Consider the following 18890-nt stretch of genomic DNA (forward strand, 5'->3'; position numbering starts at 1 on the left):
TACTGAGTACTTGTCCCCTGGGTTACGTCGTACGTGACTTGACAATCAATATAAACACCTCCCTCTAATGTTGGTTGGCAGATTTTGACCTTAACAGTTGAATGCAGCTCAGCTGTTGTCACTGACGGTGTAGACTATCTTCTTATCTCTGCCACTCTGTATTGACTATTGATAGTATGATATACAAACCCCATAATTAACTCCATGGATGGATAATAGATCATTTGTATTTTTTTCGAAAGCGGTTACAACTTAAACCCTGGCTCATCATTTCTGTTGGCCTTACTTTCTTCAAGCCCCCTTTTCGTTTGCTCATGCACTGTGCAACGCACTATTAAGAGAATTAACTAACTTCTTTGTAGTAGTTTTTTTCATATTGAACTGATGAAAGGTAACCTAAAGAACCATGGATTCTTTTACGATCGTCACCAACGAGCATTCAGACCCAGCCCTTATTCTCATATTTTCAAATAACGATATATTTGATTTTTTGAATATTTATAACTTATACTATGACTGAAAAGTATTTAAAAGCTCAAAGGCTTTTGAAACTTGCTTCCATGCTTTCCAGCTTGTGATATGATATTATAAATATTCAATTGTTCGAATATTAATATTTAGGGGAGAACGCTATGTATCAAGAAATACAGCATTTTAAAGCCGATTTTTTCAAGGCGTTAGCACACCCGTTACGCATAAGAATCCTCGAAGTTTTAGTCGAAGGCGACAAAAACGTTAATGAGATACAAACGATATTGGGCAGTGAAGGTTCTGCCGTTTCACAACAGTTAGCCGTATTAAGAAATAAAAACGTAGTCCGTGGGATTAAAGACGGAACATCTGTGGTATACTCTCTGACAGACCCATTAATTAAAGACCTGCTTACGGTTACCAAGCAAATTTTTGACAATCATCTTGTGAATGCAATTTCAATATTAGAAAATATAAAAAATCAGTAATTCACATAAAGGAGTGAATCGGGTTGTTATTCTCGATTTGCTTCTTTTTGTTTATTTCGCTTGTTTACTAAAAATATCAGATTGACTACAGATTATTTTAGATATATGATTTTATATATATTCAAATAATCAGATATTTAGGTCGGTGAAATTAGATATGAAACTCCCTTTTAGTGGCAGATTCCAAGGCTATAATGGAAAAAAATTTCAAAAAGACTTGATTTCAGGTCTGATCGTAGGTATTGTCGCCATTCCATTAGGAATGGCGTTTGCAATTGCTTCAGGTGTAAAGCCTGAATACGGACTATATACTACATTTGTAGCAGGAATACTAATCTCATTATTGGGTGGTTCAAAATTTCAAATTGGCGGTCCGACCGGAGCATTTATACCCATTCTATTTGCGATTGTGATGCAATATGGGTACGAAAACTTGCTTATCGCAGGTTTTATGGCAGGAATCATTTTGCTATTCATGGGGATTTTTAAATTAGGTGGTGTAATTAAATTTATTCCGCGTCCTGTCACAATAGGGTTTACCACAGGAATTGCCGTTACCATTTTCACAGGACAAATTGCCAATTTCCTCGGATTGCATAATCTTGAGAAACATCAAGAGTTTTTTGCCAATATGAAGGAATTAGTCCTTCACATTTCAACAATCAATAAGTACAGTATCTTAACTGCTGTGATTTGTCTGGTGCTTATCATTCTAACACCAAAACTGTTCCCTAAAATTCCTGGCTCATTAGTAGGAATATTGATTTCTACAGTTGCAGCATCCCTATTCTATCCTGACAAAATTGCAACCATTGGTTCTACCTACGGTGCAATTCCAAATAGCTTACCTAGCGTACACGTTCCTGCACTCTCCATTGCGCACATTCAAACTTTAATAAAACCCGCTTTTGTAATAGCCATGTTAGGTGGCATTGAATCCTTACTTTCAGCCGTAGTTGCTGATGGAATGTCAGGAAGCAGACATAACAGCAATCGTGAATTGATTGGTCAAGGTATCGCTAATATGATAACACCATTATTCGGGGGTATTCCTGCAACTGGGGCTATTGCACGAACCGCTACAAATATTAAAAGTGGAGCAGAATCCCCCTTCTCTGGGGTCATTCACGGTATTGTCGTCCTGTTGGTTTTGTTCTTATTTGCTCCATATGCTTCGAACATTCCGCTTGCGAGTATGGCACCCATCTTAATGGTTGTTGCTTGGAATATGAGTGAACGTAAAGAGTTCGCTCACGTTTTAAAAACCAAAACCGCGGAATCATTCGTTTTACTTATTACCTTTCTTCTTACTGTTTTGACAGATTTGACAACCGCTGTTGAAGTTGGATTGGTCTTGTCAGGTATCATTTTTGTGAAACATATGAGCAGCCTTCTAGTTACTGCAAAGGTCTTGCCCGACCCTGCAAATAAAAATGAAAAGGTAGCAGCACATATGGTTAATGAGCAGCACAATTGCCCTCAAATCAGTATTTACACCGTCGAAGGAGCTTTGTTCTTTGGGGTTGCAAATATGTTTGAGAAATCCATTATGGACGAAATCCATTACAAACCAAAAGTGTTACTATTGAAAATGGACAATGTTCCCTATCTGGACACAACAGGGGAATCCAATTTATCAAGTATCGTCAAGCACTTTAACAAGCACGGTGGCAGCGTAATCATTTCCGAACTACAAAACCAACCACGCCAAATGCTTAAAAAAACAAGATTAGACGAATTCATTGGGCAGGATCATTTATTCGAAAAAACAGGTGATGCAGTTAGCTTTGCATTAACAAAACTTAACCTCCATCAATGTCTTGGATGTAAGCATTTTGCGTTCCGTGAATGCCGTCAACTATCAAACCCGAGTGTTTAGCTGTAAATGTGAGGAAAATCACAGTCGTATGTTCTTAAAAATGTTTCAATAAGGGAGGATGTGGAGGAAGGGGAATAGAAAAATGGACATTAAGAAAGTCGGTGTGATTGGTGCTGGGACAATGGGCCGTGGTATCGCAGAGTTGCTTGCTGCAAAGGGCATAGATGTATATCTCATAGATAAATCTCCAGAAAAGTTGAACGATGGCATGCGATTGTTGGACGGCAGCTTAAATAAACAAATTGAACGTTGGGCTCTGACGCATCAAGAAAAGAAGCTATTAGCCTCCAAGATTACACCCATTTTAGATGATCGGATGCTTCTAGAATGTGACATGATTATTGAAGCTGTGTCTGAACAACTAGAAATGAAAAAGCAGTTGTTCAGCAGCTTGGAAAATAACATTAGACCAGATGCTATTCTGGCAAGTAATACGGCTACGCTTAGTTTGACTGAGCTCGCTGAGGCCATGGAACATAAGGAGCGTGTAATAGGACTGCACTTTCTCTTCCCTGCGGGACAAGTCAGATTAGTAGAGATCGTTCGCGGTTTAAAAACATCCGAGCAAACATTTCAAATTACGAAACAATTTGTTGAGCAGACTTTAGATAAGACAAGCATTCAAGTCTATGAATCGCCCGGATATGTGACTACACGCATTATTTGTACCCTAATTAACGAAGCACTGCACACTTTATCTGAAGGGGTAGCTACTGCGGCAGATATTGATGAGGCAATAAGGATTGGTTACGGATTTCACTATGGACCTCTAGAAATGGCTGATCGTTTTGGCCTTGATTCTGTGCTTGCGTCTATGGAGACCTTGTTTCACGAATTAGGCGATTTGAAATATAGACCGAATGTATTATTGAAAAAGATGGTAAGAGCACAGCATCTTGGATTGAAAACTGGAATTGGTTTCTTCCATTACAGTGAAGGAGGGGAACGTTTATGAAGGTGCTTGTTATAAATTCCGGTAGTTCTTCATTGAAATATCAACTTTATGAGATGACTAAAGAGATTATGTTGATCAAAGGACGTATTGAGCGAATTGGCTCTGAAACAGCCATTATTACTGTAGAGCGATATGGGCGAGACGAAACACGGCTAACGCAAGAAATCTTACATCATTCAGAGGCTGTCCGTGCGATGCTTAAGCTTCTTACTCATAAAGAATATGGCGTTCTTGATAACATCTCCGAGATTAAAGCAGTTGGACACCGCATTGTTCATGGTGGAGAGTGGTTTCGCTCAGCGACATTAATGAATGCCGATGTAGAGCAAAAGATACGACAACTCTACGATCTTGCCCCACTGCATAATCCTGCCCATATGATTGGTATTCAAGCTGTCACCGGGCACATGCCTGATGTTCCGCAAGTGGCTGTATTCGATACAGCATTCCATCAATCCATTTCACAAAAAGCGTATCTATACCCGATACCACTATCTCTTTATAAAAAATATGGTATTCGCCGCTATGGTTTCCACGGCACATCTCATGAATATGTAAGCCTAAGGGCGGCCCAGCTCTTAAACAAGCCAATTGAACAATTAAAGATTGTCACTTGTCATCTAGGTAACGGAGCCAGTTGCTCTGCGGTCTCAGGAGGTCATTCCATTGATACAAGTATGGGAATGACTCCTTTAGAGGGTTTAATGATGGGAACGCGTTCAGGTGATATTGATTCGGCGATTATCCCATTTATTTTATCAAAGGAAGATCTGACAATTAACGAAGTAAATTCGATGCTTAATAAACATAGTGGACTTCTAGGCATCTCAGGTATAAGCAGTGATGTTCGAGAAGTTCAACAAGCTGCTACCGATGGAGATCCTCGGGCGATATTAGCCCTTGACATGTACGAATATCGGATTAGAAAGTATATAGGTGCTTATAGTGCTGCGATGAATGGGATTGATGCTTTGGTCTTCACAGGTGGAGTTGGAGAAAATTCAGTTTCATTAAGACATAACGTCTGTGAACAATTAACTTTTCTTGGACTTAAGCTTGATGTTGAAAAAAATAGCGAACGTACACAGACAGAGAGATTCATATCCACGGAGTCTTCTCCTGTACGTATCTTGGTTATACCTACAAACGAAGAACTTCTTATTGCGCAAAAAACTTTTTCATTGTTGGAGGGGACAAAATGATGAATATTCACGTACCTGTGGGTGTTTCTGCCAGGCATGTTCATTTAAATAAGAAAGATCTCGAAGCTTTATTCGGGATCGGATATGAATTGAATCCTTATCGCCCATTATCACAACCTGGTCAGTTTGCCAGTGAAGAGACATTAAAGATTATTGGCCCAAAAGGGCAGTTTAACAAGGTTCGAGTTCTTGGTCCCTTACGAAAAGAGACACAAGTAGAAATATCCATGACAGACTCTGTAGCCCTAGGAATAGAGGCTCCTTTACGTGAATCCGGGGACTTACGTGAGACTCCTGGGATTGTTCTATCGGGGCCGAAGGGCTCAGTCTCTTTAAGCAGTGGCGTTATCATCGCAGCTCGGCACATCCATTTTCACTCTTCAGAGGCAGCACGCTACGGAATTCTCGATAAGCAAGACCTGAGTGTACAAATCGAAGGCAACCGAGGAAGCGTACTTCATCATGTTATTGCTCGCGTGTCTGACCACTATCAATTGGAGCTTCATCTGGATACAGATGAAGCCAATGCAACTGGAGCTGAAAATGGGGATACTGCAACAATTATTTAGAAATAGGAATACTGGCATGCAGCAGAGGCAATACGACATTTCCGAACGGACTACAACTTAGAAACCAGCAATAAGTCAGTGACTCATTGCTGGTTTTCCTGAGCTCGACCTCCGCTAATTAAAAACACCCAATCATTCCCCAGTTGAGGAAGCGTTTATATGAATATTGGGCAGCATTAGTGCTCTCTCCAGTGCCGGAGCGCCTCGATATCATGAATCACAAACCCTGAACGATCCGTTTCTACAATGCCCTCCTTACGAAGCTGATTAAGCAGACGGTTAACCGTCTCCCTGGTCGTACCAATCGCATTCGCAATATCTTGGTGGGTCATCGGTATTTCAATAAGTAGTTTCCCGCTTTTCACCTTTCCGTTAGTCTCTGCGAGCTTAAGCAGAAATAGTTGCCCTCTGTTTTGCACATCTTGTCCTGTCAGTTCCTGCAGCTTCCCCTGCAGTTCAAGGATTTTCTCGCTCATCACACGTAAAAGTTTAACCGCTATGCCGGGGGTATTACTAAGGAAAACCTCAAAGTGCTTGATGGGCATCGCAAGTAGCGTCGTTGGTACAATTGTCTCTGCTGTAGCTGGATAATGATTCGCATGAAATAACCCGGTATGCGGGAACATATCACCCGTTTTCAGAAAAGATACAATTTGTTGATGGCCATTTTCGTCCGTCTTGTACGTTTTGATTAAACCATTATGGATGAAGTATACAGCTTCTTTCTCACTGCCTTCTGTAAATACAATTGCTTTCTTGCGATACGATCGCTGAATCATAATCCTGCAAAGACCTTCCATTTCTCCATCGGACAAATCGCGAAACAATGGAACTTGGCGAAGGATCACCCCGGGATCTATGTTATTTTCATTCATTGTCATCTTCCTTCCTGAACACTTATTTGGGCTGTACATGCAAAAAAGAGCCAGACTTCACTCCGGCTCAACCGCTTTTAGTTAAAAATAATCTAACTGCTCTCTTGCCAATTCAGACATATGCTCCGGTGTCAACCGTGGCTCCCAAACGACTTCAACCTTCACCTTAGTGATGCCTAGCTCCCCTTCCAACGCACGCGTAACCCCTCCAACAATGGTATCGTGCATAGGACAACCAGGTGTTGTCAACGTCATTCGAATAGAAACTTCTTCATCTATGAGAACGATCTCATAGACAAGGCCCAAATCTACAATATTAACACCCAACTCTGGATCAAACACTTGTTTGAGACACGTTCGGATTTGCTCCATCGACATGACTTGCTCCATAATGCCATCACTCTCCATTTTCCTTACCTGTTAATTCGTCTTATCTATGAGAACCTTGGCAGATCCGTCAGCCTGATTCTCCACTTGATACGGATAGCCTAATCGTTGTAATCTAACTCCACAATTCTTGCTTTCTTCAACATCCTTTTCACCTCATATCATGCCAATGAACGCTTCTCTCTGTGTCATACTATGACGTGCCGAGTTATACAGCCCCTTCATGCCTCCATACAAGGTATAGAAGAAAGCATCGGGAGCATTCATACTGAAGGTTAGATACTGCTTGGGATCGATTCCGAGCATCCGCTCAAACAAAGCGGCTGTGTCGTAGGCATAGAAGCAAAAGTAGGTGTAGTCAAACTCAGGCATTTTGTCACATATGGTGATGATATCCTCAGCAAACTCTTCTAGATGATCCGACGCTTCTTTTATCATCGTTAGTGCATCTTCCAATGTTGCTGTTATGCGAAGGGTGGTAGGATTAAGAACTTCCACTTTTGCCATCTGTTATATCCCCCCTTAACCAAGCTTCCCAATTTTCACTTGAAATGTTTCAGGTCCTTGCTCTAAGTACTTCCAAGAGAACAATCCAGGTCGTGTTGCTTCAAATTGAAAGCGCAGCGGGCGCGGATCGTGGTCATTAATCAGCAGCATGGCTTCCCCGGATGCAAGCTGATCAAAGGATTCAAAGATGACTTTGTGCTTTAACTGCGGGGGATACTCGGGAGCTTTAATTATAGTTGCGAATTGGTTCATGATTAACCATCCTCCTTGATATTCGTTCTCAATCACACCTTTAGTATACGAGAATATGGAGCGCCAGATTGTGATAGATATCACGATTATTAATAAATACAAAATCACACTTGCCAACATTACCCTCTATTTAGCATGACGATAAACCAAAGCATATATTCCAGAGACAAATAAAGCTCCGCCAATTACATTTCCCATGTACACCGGCACCACATTTCTCAAAAAATCCATCCATGTTGCCTGATTTGAGAAAATAGCCGCAGGAATGACAAACATATTGGCAACGACGTGTTGGAACCCGATCGCCACAAAAGCCATTGTGGGAAACCATATACCTATTATTCTACCTATATCATTATCTGTACTATAGGCTAACCAAACGGCAAGCCCAACTAACCAGTTACAGCCAATACCCGATAAAAGCGCTACTGAGAAGGGTTCCGCAGTTTTAGCGTGGACAATCTTTACAAGTTTAGTTAAATAAACCCCCTGTTCTGTTAAACCAACTAGATGTCCGAAAACATAAGCGATGAATACAGCTCCTAGGAAGTTTCCAACTGTAATGACAGCCCAATTATTAACTAGCTGGTGAAATTTGATCTTTCCGGTAAAGAACGCTGTAGGAACTGCCATCATATTACCGGTAAGAAGTTCGCCGCCTGCAATTATTGTTAATATCAGACCCAACGGAAACACAGCAGCTCCGAATATGCTGCCAACGTCACTCCATGGAGCTGGAAAGACTCCGCTGACCCTGATGTACAGCAAAAAGCCCAAGGCAATATAAGCGCCACCTAAAAAACCGAGAAGGAGCTGCTTCCTAAACCTTAACTGTGCCTTTTTTACTCCTGCTTCCACTGTACGTTCCCATATCTGCTCCGGCTTCATAAATCCCATGTGACTTCCACCTCCATGGCCCTTTACTTCAGTTTAGAGCATCTTTGAGAAATTGTATGTGAATTAAATCACAAATAGAGATAATCTAAAAAAGATATGACTCCACCCCATTGAAGGAAGAGTCACATCCCATAATTTACAAATTCACTTCACGGTCATTTTACAGGAACCATCAAGGTCACCGTGGATCCTTCTCCCAGCTCTGAGTGAATCGTTAACTTGCCGCCAATACTCTTAGCTCTCTCTTCCATACTAAAAAGACCTACCCCTCTAGAACTGCTATTTCTAACAAAGCCTTTCCCTCTATCCTCTATTTGAACCTCGACAACGGAGTCACTCTCATGGACGGTAACACGAGCCTCCGATACATCTGCATACTTGGCAATATTGGTAAGAGCCTCTTGTATCACACGATATATGGTGGTTTCCTCAAGGGCACCCAGCCGTCTACGCAAACGGCTATCCAATTCCACCCTTATCCCGTAATGGTTCGCGTAGTTTTCAATATAAGTACGAACTGCTGGCACAACACCTAAATCATCCAATACTGAAGGTCGAATCTGCCAAGCCAGACTTCGAACTTCCTCAATAATGAAGGTGACATTTTCCCTCAGCAGTGTGATTTCTGAATTCTTTATGTTCTCTTCCCCGATCAGCCTATCCATGTGAATCAACAAGGAAAACAGACTTTGGCCAATACCATCATGCAGCTCACGGGAAAACTTCCTGCGTTCTTCCTCTTGGATTTGCATGACCTGTGACATCATCAGTTGGAGTTCTTCTTGAACTCGTTTTAACTCCGTCACTTCATTTCGAATGGCAAGATATTGATAGGATTGCCCCTCTTCATCCACAAATGGAACGATCGTTGTATCTACCCAATAGACGCTCCCGTCTTTGGCTTTGTTTTTAATCTCGCCGCGCCAGACTTTCCCCGAGGAAATCGTTTGCCACAAATCAGTCATGAATTCTTTCTCGTGATAGCCGGAATTGATAATCCGATGATCTCGACCAATAAGTTCAATTCTTGGATACTTAGAGATTTCACAAAATTTATCATTCACATATAAAATCTTTCCTCTGTGGTCAGTAACAGCAACAATCGAGGACTCGTCGAGAGCAAATTTAACATTGGATAATTGTTTAAGCGAATGTCTCAAATCCTGTTGAAACAAAGAGTCTGAGATATGATCACCAAGATGACTTAACAATTCGGTCACATTCTCGCCAATGACTTCCGGGTACTCTTGGTTTAAATCCTCACTCAAAGTTCAACAGTCCTTTCTTTACAGCGAATTTCACCAATTCCGGTCTCGTCTTGAGACCTAGCTTCTCCATCACGTTGCTTTTATGCGATTCCACGGTTTTGACGCTAAGGATCAATTGTTCTGCGATTTCTTTATTTGAGAATCCTTTGGCAATGAGCGCCAACACTTCCCTTTCACGCTCGGAGAGGGATTCAAATGTATCCGTATTCTCCCCATGCTTCAGCCGTTCGATATATTCATTCATCAGCCTCTTCGTCGCTGTAGGATATAGATAGGCATTACCCGCAGCAACAGATCGGATCGCAGTTAACAGTTCTTCATGAGGTGCGCTTTTTAAAATGTAGCCCGAAGCACCAACGTGAATTGCTCTGAATAAATATTCGTCATCATCATGCATCGTTAATATCAGAATGGCTAAGTCGGGCATTAAACGCCTCAGCTCCGTTGTCGCCGTAAGCCCATCCATGCCAGTAGGCATATTAAGGTCCATCAAGACCACATCTGGTTTCAGCAGTTGAGCTGCCTGAATCCCCTCTTCACCGTCCGCAGCTTCCCCAATCACTTCTATATTATGCTTACCATGAAGAAGCATCATCAAACCCGACCTAACGACGGCGTGATCATCCACCACCAGAATCTTCAGCATCCCGTTTCATCCTCCTAAAAAATCAGCTCAAGCTCCCGATTCCTATTTTTCTGCTCTAATTATAACAAAAAAAATGAATTCCAGTCAGGGAATTCATTTCGCGGTATCTTTTTTAATTTCCTCTAATAAAGAAGCTAATGTAAAGGCCCTTTCATGGGCTGCAAGCAACTCGCTGGGTTCAAATCTGGGTTGCTCTCGTTTCCCGATATAAAGTAAGCCCCATATCCGGGGACTGGCATTCGTCATTAGTGGAAATACAGCTGCACATTGTAACTGCTCCGCAAGCATGAGGGGACAAGTGAGTCTTTCTTGACTGCTTTTCGATCGCATATCTTCGAGCTTTACCCACCTGCCAAGACGCAGAACCGTGCCTGCTAAGCCCAATCCTACTTTGATCACCATTTGTTGATACCGATGATTACTGTTTCCCAATACATATCTCCAGCAGTTGCGCGCCGCATGATCTAAAATAGGCGCCACAGCAATGAAATCGCTTGACGTCAAGCTTTGCAAAAGCTCGAGTTCTACTAATAGGTTTGCATCGCCATTCGCCATTTCGGTCACCTCCGTTTCGACGAAACCGTGCAGAATCTCTTTCTCCTTACCTACCCACCATTGTAAACCTTTCTGCTCTTCTTGTAAGTCAGGGAAAACCCTGATTTCCGCATCAGGAGTTTGAGCAATCTTCCCCTCTTTTTACCTTAGTGTATCGCAAGGAAAGTAAGGGTTTAAACTGTGATTTTTCTCACAGTAAGATAGGGAGTTTTACCTCAAAAGATCAGTAGAACTCCCGATAACTAAAATCAACAGAAGCAGTTATGATAAAGATACAAAGAAACGTTGAGGAGTTGGTCCACATGGCCATGATCGATATAGTAAAAGAACAAATGAAAATTTGCGAAGCGAAAGCGAAAACTTCAAAAGGTATAATGAAATTTTTCTCGGAAGAGAATTTCGAGAGACTGCGCAGCATTATGTACATGAAGCGTGCTGAAAAAGGCGATTTCTTGTTTCGGGAAGGCGACACAGCAGACAAATTGTATTACATTATTCAAGGCGGCGTTCGCATCACCAAGTTGTCTGAAAGTGGTAAAAGCTTCATTCTCTATTTGCATCAGGCCGGAGATTTATTCGGTCAGATGGATCCCTTCCAGAACTCTTTGCAGAGCTTCAGCTCGGAAGCAACCGAAAATTGTGAAGTTGGTGTGATTCAGCGCAAAGATCTCGAGGTCCTGCTATGGCAACATGGGGATTTAGCGATTGAATTTATGAAGTGGATGGGGCTCATGCACCGTATGACAGAAACGAAATTTCGGGATCTAATGATGTATGGCAAACCTGGCGCGCTTTGTTCTTTACTAATTAGATTAAGTAATTCATATGGCGTACCCAAAGGTAACCATATCCAAATTAACTACAAAATCAACAATTCTGAGATGGCTGATATGATTGGGTCTACACGTGAAAGCGTCAATCGCATGTTAAGTGATATGAAGAAGGAAGATGCTGTCGAGTTCCATAATGGGCAGATTACGATTAAGAACGTGTCGTACCTCCGCGATATTTGCCACTGCGAAAACTGCCCATTGGAAATATGCCGTATGTAAATTCACTTGACTCCATGCCATATGACAAATGAAAGAACTCTACATTTCCAAGCGAAGTGTGGAGTTCTTTCATTTAAAGATTATCAGTTTTCAACCAATTGCTACGCACCAAAGTGGACTTTATACACCAATTGTGCGGCAATGTCAGATGAACTTAGAACTGTACCATGCTCCGAACTTATTAAGCTCGTATGTTCTTCTCCCCTAAGGGGGATGGCAAGAAACTGATGTTCACTCATATACATTTGCATATAATCTCGATCATCGGAAATACGTATCTTCTCGAGTTTCATTTTTTTCGGTGGTGCCACAGGGTCCAGTCCCGCCTGATCCTCGATATGCACTTCAATCTGAGTACCAAGCCAGTGTGATAATTTTTCTTCCCATTTCATACAACTGCCTCCTTCTTTAAGCGGCAGCAGCCCGCATCTGCCTTTGGCGTGACTTTTACTTGATACCCGTGTAGATGACTCCAACAATCATAACCTAATGTCTCATCGGATTCTGCTGACTCTTCGATATAACCTATTACCTCGTCTTCACTTTCCCACATCGCCATTCCTTTGACTTCTACAACAACAATTTCGAGCCCTTGTTCTTCCTTCAGATCCATATACCAAGTTCCTTTTCCTGTAAAAAGGTCCGTTAATTGTTGTTCGATTATCGTATAGAAGGGAGATGTTGCCTGTTCACGAATAAAGCATAAATCCAATGTAAATTCACTCGACATTTTCCATCCTCCCTCCTATATAAAGCCTCTTTGTTTGGTAATATCGCTAAACATCCCCGAATAATAAACGACATCCCCCGCATCATTTTTGACTGCACTTATGGTGAGCCATTCCAGATACACATCGCCATTCTTTTTACGATTCCAAATTTCACCCTGCCAGAAGCCCTGACTGCGAATGGTATCCCACATGGTATCGTAAAAACCACGATCCTGTTTCCCTGATTTCAATATACTAGGCGTCATCCCTACGACTTCTTTGGCTTCGTATCCGGTCAGCTCCGTAAAAGCTGCATTTACCGAATGGATCTTCCCCGTCGTATCTGTCACCATGATGCCTTCTACTGTATTTTCAATAATTTTCGCCGATAAACCTAATTTTTCTTGATAAAACATCCACACAATAAGAATCAGGCTAGCCAAAGCGAATTGGGATAAGGCCATGAATCCAATGGCGTAATGACCTGTCAGCTTGAAAAGGAAGGTAAGCAGCAGCGGAGGGAAGAATCCGCCTAATCCACCCATTGCTGAAATGATGCCATTCGCAATTCCAGCTTGCTTAGTGAAATACATAGGAACTAATTTAAAGATGGTCCCATTTCCCGTTCCGGCACAAAAAGCAATAGTTAAGCAACCTACTGTGTACCAAGTCATCGTTGGAGCAAATGAGAGGAGGATACCGGCTACTGTCAAGCCTGCAAAAACAAACATAAGAATTTTGAAAGGGTTAAATTTATCCCCCAGGTACCCCCCAATGGGTCTCATAGCTGTTGCTAGCACGATAAATCCACCCGTACGCATCCCCGCATCTACTTTGGACAAATGAAAGCTGCTGACCAAAAAGTTCGGTAAATAGACCGTGAAAGCGACAAAAGAACCGAATGTAAGAAAGTAGAACAAACATAATAACCATAGCTTAGAATTCCCCGAAACGCTTTTCACTTGTTCAACAAGAGCAGTTTGAACACGGGGCTCTTTGCGATCCCCCGCAAAAAAGTTCAATACAGCCATAACAACCAATAGAACACTATAGAGCAAGACGGTTTTGGACCATCCGATCTGATTTGCTATGACAGGTGCACCAAAGGTGGAAAGTGCAGTTCCGAGATTACCGATACCGTAAATCCCATTAACGAAGCCATGACGTTCTTTGGGATAATATTTGGGTAAAGAGGTCACACCGACGGAAAACACAGCTCCACCAATCCCGAGAAAGAAGCCCCCCATGATCAGATCCCCGAAGGAATCGGCTTGACTAACCCAATAAATGGGTGCAAACAATAGGATAAAGCTGATAGCAAACAACTTTCTTGCCCCGTAGCGATTCGTCCAATACCCAACAGGCACCCGCATCACGGAACCGAACAATATAGGAATAGCGGTTACCCAAGTAAGTTGGGAGGGAGTTAATTTAATCGACTCTTTAATAAATGGCATTAAAGAAGAAAGGATAACCCATACCATGAAACCTAGGACAAGACTGACGGTTTGAAGTGGCAATTGTATTTTTTTGATAGTCATTCGACATCACGCTCCCGACGATAGATCCATATGGCAACAGGGAATAACAAAATATTCAATGCGGCATAAACAATAACCGAAGTAAAATGATCAAAATAGTAAGCATTCACAGCCTTTTGTGTGAACACAATATTCAGAAACAATAGGATACATAAGAGTATGACGCCAATGTAGCTACGCTTCATATCGTTTCACTCCAGTCGCATATATCGCACCTTGATCCTTCTTCAGTAGAACCTCTGGCAAGGGTCTCTTAGGAGGTCCCGCAGTGGGCGATCCGGTTCTGGCATCGAAAATGCCGTGATGGCAAGGGCACACCATCTCATCCTTCTCTTTACTCCAAAACACCGGACACTTGAGATGCGTACACGCATTTTGATAGGCTTTATACTCGTTCTCGCCAAGGCGAATCAGCAGTGCAGAATCATGCTCCCCCGGATAAGCGAACTGGGTCGCATCGCCGACCTTTAGCGAGGAGATATCCGTAATTTTCAACTGCGGATAGGATTTTTTCGTTAGACCCGTCAGTTCTTTTGCTGCGAGTGCTCCCCATGGCAGTGTGGATACAGCGAACACCCCTGCTGCCCCAACCAGCGTCTTCATAAAGCCTCGGCGATCCAATTTTCTTTCATTATTTTTCTTTATATTGTGCGTGTAATTATCTTCCTTAAAAGGACTATGATTATTATCGCGCTTCTTGTCTTGTTCCACAGGATCACCCCATTACAAGTAGTTTAAAACAATTTTTGTGTTCCTTGTAGAATACCAGGAAGGCTGATCTTCACATTCGTTTCTCCCTCTAACGGATCGAAAGGTTGATGACTTGCCGTCCACTTCCCCAGCTTGTGCTGTGCCTGCTTCGCTGCCAGTTCTTCCTCTGTCAGCCATTGAAGTGTATTCGTTGGGCAAACAGATGCGCACATAGGAGGGATGCCTTCTTTGGTCCGATCATAGCAAAGATCACATTTGTACATCAGATTCTGTTCTTCATCGAATTTAGGGATACCATACGGGCAAGCGATGGTGCAATTCTGGCAGCCAATACATTTCTCAACCAATGCCGAAAGTACAGCTCCTTCTTCCGTAATCTGAATGGCTTGAGCTGGGCAGCTTCTGGCGCAAGCAGGATTCACACAATGCAGACACATCAATGGAATCGTTTGGCGGGTTACCAGTGGATTCACATCATACACATAATTGCGATTTCGTTCATCGTGGCCTCCACATTGCGTACAGGCAGCCAAACAGCTCCTACAGCCGATGCAGTTATCCATTTCAATGTATAAATGTTGCTTCATCGGATGGTCATCCTCTCTGGTTGCTTCACGATCTGAGCCGCGCAAACCTTAAACTCTGGCATTCTGGACATCGGATCCAGCGCAGCGATTGTAAGCAGATTAATGGATTGCTCATGACCGAAATGATAGGGAACGAATACGGTATCTTTACGAATCGCTTCAATGATTTTCACTTTATATAAAGCTTCGCCACGGCGTGTGTACAACCGGATGACTTCATCGTGTATGATGTTGTACCGCTCCGCTGTTTCTGGATGAACTTCGACGTAAGGCTCCGGACACATATCTCGCAGAAAAGGAATTCTTCTCGTTTGGTTGCCGGACAAGTAATGATAGACAACCCGGCCTGTCGTAAGGCGAAGCGGATATTGTTCGCAAGGCTCCTCGGCAGGTGGTCTGTAAGGAAGCGCGCATAATTTGGCTTTGCCGTCGGCATGGTAGAACTTATGATCTAGGAACATATGAGGCGTGCCCGGGTCATCTTCACTTTTACATGGCCAGAAGACACCGTCTTGCTTGTCGATCTTCTCCCAAGTGGCTCCGAAATAATCGGCATAACCACCCTTGGAGGCTAATCGGAATTCGTCAGCTACGTCCCTGGCTGTCTTCAAATGGCCGAAATATTGACCTCTCCCCAGTCGCTCCGCAAGCTCTACTTCGATTAACCAGTCAGGCTTAGACTCGCCAACAGGCTCTTGCGCTTTATTAATCTTGATGATCCGTCCTTCTAGATTCGTTACCGTGCCTTCATCCTCCGACCAGGTTACGGATGGTAGTACGACATCGGCAAATTCAGCGGATTCGGATAAGTAAATATCTGCACAAACCATGAAATCCAGATTTTTTAAAGCTGCACGGACATAGTTCTGATTCGGCGCAGAGACAGCTGGATTCGAGCAAAGCAGATACAAACCGCGAATCGTTTTGTCTTGCATAAGTTCAAACATTTCATAAGCAGAGACACCCGGTTGCGGCATCTCTTCCGGCTTGATACCCCACACCTTGCACACCTCTTCGACGTGCTTCGGATTCGTAATTTTACGATAGCCCGGAAGAGCATCAGCCTTCTGCCCGTGCTCTCTTCCGCCTTGACCATTCCCTTGTCCGGTAAAAGTAGCAACGCCAGACTTCGGACGGCCTATCTTCCCAGTCACCAAGCACATATTCGTGTAGGCTGATACGTTATCAGATCCTTTAATTTGTTGTTCAATGCCCCGAGCGAACATAACGATGGCGTTCGGTGCTTTGCCATAAATCTCAGCGGCACGAATCAATTTTTCAGGAGCAACGCCAGTTATTTCACTCGTGTACTCAGGTGTGAATTCTTTCACAACCTCTTTCATTTCCTCGAAGCCGTTGGTGTGATTCACTATAAACTCAGCATCGATGTGGTTATTTTGAATGAGTAGATGAATCATGCAATTGGCAAGCGCCAAGTCCGTCCCCGGACGTAAATCAAGATGTATGTCTGCCCGCCTGGCGATAGGCGTCTCCCGAGGATCTGCTACGATCAAGTAACCACCGCGGTTCTGTACTTCCCATATTCGGAACATCGAGGTAGGGTGACACTCGGCTGTATTGCTGCCTGCGATAAACAAGCAATCCGTCTCATGCAGATCAGTCCAAGGTAATGTGGATCCCCTATCAACACCAAAGCTGCGAAGGAAGCCTGCGGCTGCGCTTGACATACAGAATCGGCCATTGTAATCAATGTAACGTGTTTGCAAGGCGACTCTGGCGAACTTTCCTGTGAGATAGCATTTCTCATTGGTCATCGACACACCGCTGAATACAGAAAGCGAGTCCTTGCCGAAATCCCCTTGCAGCTCTTGGAAACGTTTTACAATCAACGCATAAGCTTCTTCCCAGCTGGCTTCGCGGAAACCTGCCTTCGTTCCTTTGAGCGAAGCATCGTCACGGATCAATGGGCGCAGCAAGCGGTCGCCGTGATTCGTTTGCTGGTAGGCCGTCACACCCTTAGGGCACATCTTGCCTAATGTCACTGGCCAATCATATCGCGGTTCCACGCCGATAATTTTATTTGATGACGTATCCACGCGCAAATTCATTCCGCACTGCATACCACAGTAAGAGCAATGGGTTTTAACCAATTTTTCATTCGTATGGGTTTTATTCCCAATAACTTTAAAGAATTTATCCTTTTGCATTCTGGTTGCTCTCCTTTACGCGAATCTGATGGGTCGGTATGCCTGTAAATCGGGACATTCTATATTTCCGGCGGCATGGCAGGCACAACTCTGCCAAGTGAAAGCCTTCCTCTATTTTGAATTCAATTTCGTTCACTTTAAGCACAGCGATGACATCCCTGGATTGCTCGACAGAAACAAAGCCTGTTCCGCAAACCTTACAGCTTTTCGTCTCTTGCTCTGCATAATGTTCTCTGTAATTTCGGGCAAACACGCTCATAGGACGGAATGGGATGTGAGCCAGTTTACCGAAAGGGATATAAATCAGCGTCACGATGACGGACCATTGGTGGACTAATGTGATAATCGGATGCCCGTATCCATGAAGGACGATATTGCAGAAAGTGAGCAGCAGTCCTGTTAAGCTTACGAATAGCAGCATATATAACGGGAGAAAATCATAGATAAATGTTTGTTCTGCACGTGCCTGCATGCTCTTAATCCTACGATATAGGGCCATGCAAACACCGCCGATAACCATGAAAGCTGTAATATTCAACGCATTATAGAACAGAAATCCGAGAACGCCATCCGCTTTAATCTTCATCAGGTTGATTCCGAAGCCAACAACCGTGTATTTGCCGTTTTCTGCCATCGTGAAGTACATCCATCCAAATACAAGTGGAAAAGTTACAAATGCAGATAAGATACAGCCCCAACCTAGAAGGACATGCTGCGTCCAACGGTACCACCCGCGATTCCAAATAAAGCGGTACGTTAGTAAATGTTCGGTTGTTGTCTGAGGCGTGCTTTTTCTAAATAATAGCTTGATGCCCTTTTTCAAAATAATTTTTGTTGGCGGCCGTTCACCCCAAGCAATAAAACGATAAAAGAAACCACAAATAAAAACTACCGTACCGACCATATATCCATATAAAGCCAAGTCAATATGTGTAAAAAACCTAGAACCGACTCCCATGAGAATAATTAATCCGCAAACAACCAGAAAGACACATTTGGCGAATTTTGATGCGAACGCTCGATCCATGATTTATCATTACCCCTTTACTTATGATCTTATAGTTGTATTAAACCATGAGTCTGCCCTTCAGCACTGTGAGAAAAATCACTGTGAACCCTATCTCGGATACATTTTTTCAATAGTCACTATCTGGACAAAAAACGGCATTC

22 protein-coding genes are annotated in these 18890 nt (G+C 43.0%); 6 read left to right on the top strand and 16 right to left on the bottom strand.

Annotated features, from left to right (window positions below; genetic code table 11):
* The first annotated feature begins 632 nt into the window (after positions 1-632).
* The 5 genes from L6I86_RS10230 to pduL all read left to right on the top strand — a co-directional run bounded on the left by L6I86_RS10230 (position 633) and on the right by pduL (position 5564).
* A complete protein-coding gene (locus L6I86_RS10230; RefSeq protein ID WP_236286770.1) occupies positions 633-959 on the top strand; it encodes an ArsR/SmtB family transcription factor in 327 nt (108 codons plus the stop codon).
* Between the two features lie 157 nt (positions 960-1116).
* Positions 1117-2838, top strand: a complete 1722-nt coding sequence (locus L6I86_RS10235; RefSeq protein ID WP_236286940.1) for a SulP family inorganic anion transporter — start codon at positions 1117-1119, stop codon at positions 2836-2838.
* Between the two features lie 82 nt (positions 2839-2920).
* Positions 2921-3793 (top strand): 3-hydroxyacyl-CoA dehydrogenase family protein, encoded by an 873-nt coding sequence (locus L6I86_RS10240; protein ID WP_236286772.1) that lies wholly within the window; start codon positions 2921-2923, stop codon positions 3791-3793.
* The gene (locus L6I86_RS10245) at positions 3790-4995 is read left to right on the top strand and encodes an acetate/propionate family kinase (RefSeq protein ID WP_236286774.1); all 1206 of its coding nucleotides are present in this window, start codon (positions 3790-3792) and stop codon (positions 4993-4995) included. Before L6I86_RS10240 ends, L6I86_RS10245 begins: the two co-directional genes overlap by 4 nt.
* Entirely contained in the window at positions 4995-5564 is a 570-nt protein-coding gene (pduL, locus tag L6I86_RS10250; RefSeq protein WP_236286942.1) for a phosphate propanoyltransferase, read from the top strand. Before L6I86_RS10245 ends, pduL begins: the two co-directional genes overlap by 1 nt.
* A gap of 176 nt (positions 5565-5740) precedes the next feature.
* On the opposite strand, the gene L6I86_RS10255 is transcribed toward pduL, so the two are convergent.
* From L6I86_RS10255 to L6I86_RS10290, 8 genes are all read right to left on the bottom strand, one after another.
* Positions 5741-6343 carry a Crp/Fnr family transcriptional regulator gene (locus L6I86_RS10255; protein ID WP_236286776.1) on the bottom strand — a complete coding sequence of 201 codons (603 nt, stop codon included), beginning with the start codon at positions 6341-6343 and terminating at the stop codon, positions 5741-5743.
* Positions 6344-6520: 177 nt separating this feature from the next.
* The gene (locus tag L6I86_RS10260; protein ID WP_420851864.1) at positions 6521-6847 is read right to left on the bottom strand and encodes a metal-sulfur cluster assembly factor; all 327 of its coding nucleotides are present in this window, start codon (positions 6845-6847) and stop codon (positions 6521-6523) included.
* A gap of 135 nt (positions 6848-6982) precedes the next feature.
* Positions 6983-7333 carry a hypothetical protein gene (locus L6I86_RS10265; protein ID WP_236286777.1) on the bottom strand — a complete coding sequence of 117 codons (351 nt, stop codon included), beginning with the start codon at positions 7331-7333 and terminating at the stop codon, positions 6983-6985.
* A gap of 15 nt (positions 7334-7348) precedes the next feature.
* Positions 7349-7585, bottom strand: a complete 237-nt coding sequence (locus L6I86_RS10270; protein ID WP_236286779.1) for a DUF2249 domain-containing protein — start codon at positions 7583-7585, stop codon at positions 7349-7351.
* A gap of 126 nt (positions 7586-7711) precedes the next feature.
* A complete protein-coding gene (locus tag L6I86_RS10275) occupies positions 7712-8482 on the bottom strand; it encodes a formate/nitrite transporter family protein (RefSeq protein WP_236286781.1) in 771 nt (256 codons plus the stop codon).
* 155 nt (positions 8483-8637) lie between these two features.
* On the bottom strand, positions 8638-9750 hold the full coding sequence (locus L6I86_RS10280) for a PAS domain-containing sensor histidine kinase (protein ID WP_236286783.1): 1113 nt from the start codon (positions 9748-9750) through the stop codon (positions 8638-8640).
* Positions 9743-10396 (bottom strand): response regulator, encoded by a 654-nt coding sequence (locus tag L6I86_RS10285; protein WP_276574829.1) that lies wholly within the window; start codon positions 10394-10396, stop codon positions 9743-9745. The genes L6I86_RS10280 and L6I86_RS10285 overlap by 8 nt, the downstream gene beginning before the upstream one ends.
* Before the next feature lie 93 nt (positions 10397-10489).
* On the bottom strand, positions 10490-10951 hold the full coding sequence (locus L6I86_RS10290; RefSeq protein WP_236286785.1) for a GAF domain-containing protein: 462 nt from the start codon (positions 10949-10951) through the stop codon (positions 10490-10492).
* Positions 10952-11283: 332 nt separating this feature from the next.
* Between L6I86_RS10290 and L6I86_RS10295 the strand changes: the two genes are divergently transcribed.
* On the top strand, positions 11284-12003 hold the full coding sequence (locus tag L6I86_RS10295; protein WP_236286948.1) for a Crp/Fnr family transcriptional regulator: 720 nt from the start codon (positions 11284-11286) through the stop codon (positions 12001-12003).
* 101 nt (positions 12004-12104) lie between these two features.
* Here the strand turns inward: L6I86_RS10295 and L6I86_RS10300 are convergent, their stop codons facing one another.
* The 8 genes from L6I86_RS10300 to L6I86_RS10335 are packed head-to-tail and all read right to left on the bottom strand — an operon-like array spanning position 12105 to position 18747.
* Positions 12105-12395: a hypothetical protein gene (locus tag L6I86_RS10300; protein ID WP_236286787.1), complete on the bottom strand. Its 291-nt coding sequence runs from the start codon at positions 12393-12395 to the stop codon at positions 12105-12107.
* Complete coding sequence (locus L6I86_RS10305) at positions 12392-12733, bottom strand: hypothetical protein (protein ID WP_236286789.1); 342 nt, start codon at positions 12731-12733, stop codon at positions 12392-12394. Before L6I86_RS10305 ends, L6I86_RS10300 begins: the two co-directional genes overlap by 4 nt.
* Before the next feature lie 15 nt (positions 12734-12748).
* Positions 12749-14254, bottom strand: a complete 1506-nt coding sequence (locus L6I86_RS10310; protein ID WP_236286791.1) for a nitrate/nitrite transporter — start codon at positions 14252-14254, stop codon at positions 12749-12751.
* Positions 14251-14439, bottom strand: coding sequence for a hypothetical protein (locus L6I86_RS10315; protein WP_236286793.1), 189 nt, complete (start codon positions 14437-14439; stop codon positions 14251-14253). The genes L6I86_RS10310 and L6I86_RS10315 overlap by 4 nt, the downstream gene beginning before the upstream one ends.
* Positions 14429-14965 (bottom strand): Rieske 2Fe-2S domain-containing protein, encoded by a 537-nt coding sequence (locus L6I86_RS10320; protein WP_236286795.1) that lies wholly within the window; start codon positions 14963-14965, stop codon positions 14429-14431. Before L6I86_RS10320 ends, L6I86_RS10315 begins: the two co-directional genes overlap by 11 nt.
* Positions 14966-14988: 23 nt before the next feature.
* On the bottom strand, positions 14989-15552 hold the full coding sequence (locus tag L6I86_RS10325; protein WP_236286798.1) for a 4Fe-4S dicluster domain-containing protein: 564 nt from the start codon (positions 15550-15552) through the stop codon (positions 14989-14991).
* Positions 15549-17720 (bottom strand): molybdopterin oxidoreductase family protein, encoded by a 2172-nt coding sequence (locus L6I86_RS10330; RefSeq protein ID WP_236286799.1) that lies wholly within the window; start codon positions 17718-17720, stop codon positions 15549-15551. The genes L6I86_RS10325 and L6I86_RS10330 overlap by 4 nt, the downstream gene beginning before the upstream one ends.
* Entirely contained in the window at positions 17707-18747 is a 1041-nt protein-coding gene (locus L6I86_RS10335; protein WP_236286801.1) for a hypothetical protein, read from the bottom strand. The genes L6I86_RS10330 and L6I86_RS10335 overlap by 14 nt, the downstream gene beginning before the upstream one ends.
* Positions 18748-18890: the final 143 nt, after the last annotated feature.

Source organism: Paenibacillus allorhizoplanae, from assembly GCF_927798215.1.
Lineage (GTDB): Bacteria > Bacillota > Bacilli > Paenibacillales > NBRC-103111 > Paenibacillus_E > Paenibacillus_E allorhizoplanae.

Bases quoted from the DNA above. Each gene is read 5' to 3' on its own strand.
- L6I86_RS10230 (WP_236286770.1), top strand. From the start codon at position 633: ATGTATCAAGAAATACAGCATTTTAAAGCCGATTTTTTCAAGGCGTTA.
- L6I86_RS10235 (WP_236286940.1), top strand. From the start codon at position 1,117: ATGAAACTCCCTTTTAGTGGCAGATTCCAAGGCTATAATGGAAAAAAA.
- L6I86_RS10240 (WP_236286772.1), top strand. From the start codon at position 2,921: ATGGACATTAAGAAAGTCGGTGTGATTGGTGCTGGGACAATGGGCCGT.
- L6I86_RS10245 (WP_236286774.1), top strand. From the start codon at position 3,790: ATGAAGGTGCTTGTTATAAATTCCGGTAGTTCTTCATTGAAATATCAA.
- pduL (WP_236286942.1), top strand. From the start codon at position 4,995: ATGAATATTCACGTACCTGTGGGTGTTTCTGCCAGGCATGTTCATTTA.
- L6I86_RS10255 (WP_236286776.1), bottom strand. From the start codon at position 6,343: ATGATTCAGCGATCGTATCGCAAGAAAGCAATTGTATTTACAGAAGGC.
- L6I86_RS10260 (WP_420851864.1), bottom strand. From the start codon at position 6,847: ATGGAGAGTGATGGCATTATGGAGCAAGTCATGTCGATGGAGCAAATC.
- L6I86_RS10265 (WP_236286777.1), bottom strand. From the start codon at position 7,333: ATGGCAAAAGTGGAAGTTCTTAATCCTACCACCCTTCGCATAACAGCA.
- L6I86_RS10270 (WP_236286779.1), bottom strand. From the start codon at position 7,585: ATGAACCAATTCGCAACTATAATTAAAGCTCCCGAGTATCCCCCGCAG.
- L6I86_RS10275 (WP_236286781.1), bottom strand. From the start codon at position 8,482: ATGGGATTTATGAAGCCGGAGCAGATATGGGAACGTACAGTGGAAGCA.
- L6I86_RS10285 (WP_276574829.1), bottom strand. From the start codon at position 10,396: ATGCTGAAGATTCTGGTGGTGGATGATCACGCCGTCGTTAGGTCGGGT.
- L6I86_RS10290 (WP_236286785.1), bottom strand. From the start codon at position 10,951: ATGGCGAATGGCGATGCAAACCTATTAGTAGAACTCGAGCTTTTGCAA.
- L6I86_RS10295 (WP_236286948.1), top strand. From the start codon at position 11,284: ATGAAAATTTGCGAAGCGAAAGCGAAAACTTCAAAAGGTATAATGAAA.
- L6I86_RS10300 (WP_236286787.1), bottom strand. From the start codon at position 12,395: ATGAAATGGGAAGAAAAATTATCACACTGGCTTGGTACTCAGATTGAA.
- L6I86_RS10305 (WP_236286789.1), bottom strand. From the start codon at position 12,733: ATGTCGAGTGAATTTACATTGGATTTATGCTTTATTCGTGAACAGGCA.
- L6I86_RS10310 (WP_236286791.1), bottom strand. From the start codon at position 14,254: ATGACTATCAAAAAAATACAATTGCCACTTCAAACCGTCAGTCTTGTC.
- L6I86_RS10315 (WP_236286793.1), bottom strand. From the start codon at position 14,439: ATGAAGCGTAGCTACATTGGCGTCATACTCTTATGTATCCTATTGTTT.
- L6I86_RS10325 (WP_236286798.1), bottom strand. From the start codon at position 15,552: ATGAAGCAACATTTATACATTGAAATGGATAACTGCATCGGCTGTAGG.
- L6I86_RS10330 (WP_236286799.1), bottom strand. From the start codon at position 17,720: ATGCAAAAGGATAAATTCTTTAAAGTTATTGGGAATAAAACCCATACG.
- L6I86_RS10335 (WP_236286801.1), bottom strand. From the start codon at position 18,747: ATGGATCGAGCGTTCGCATCAAAATTCGCCAAATGTGTCTTTCTGGTT.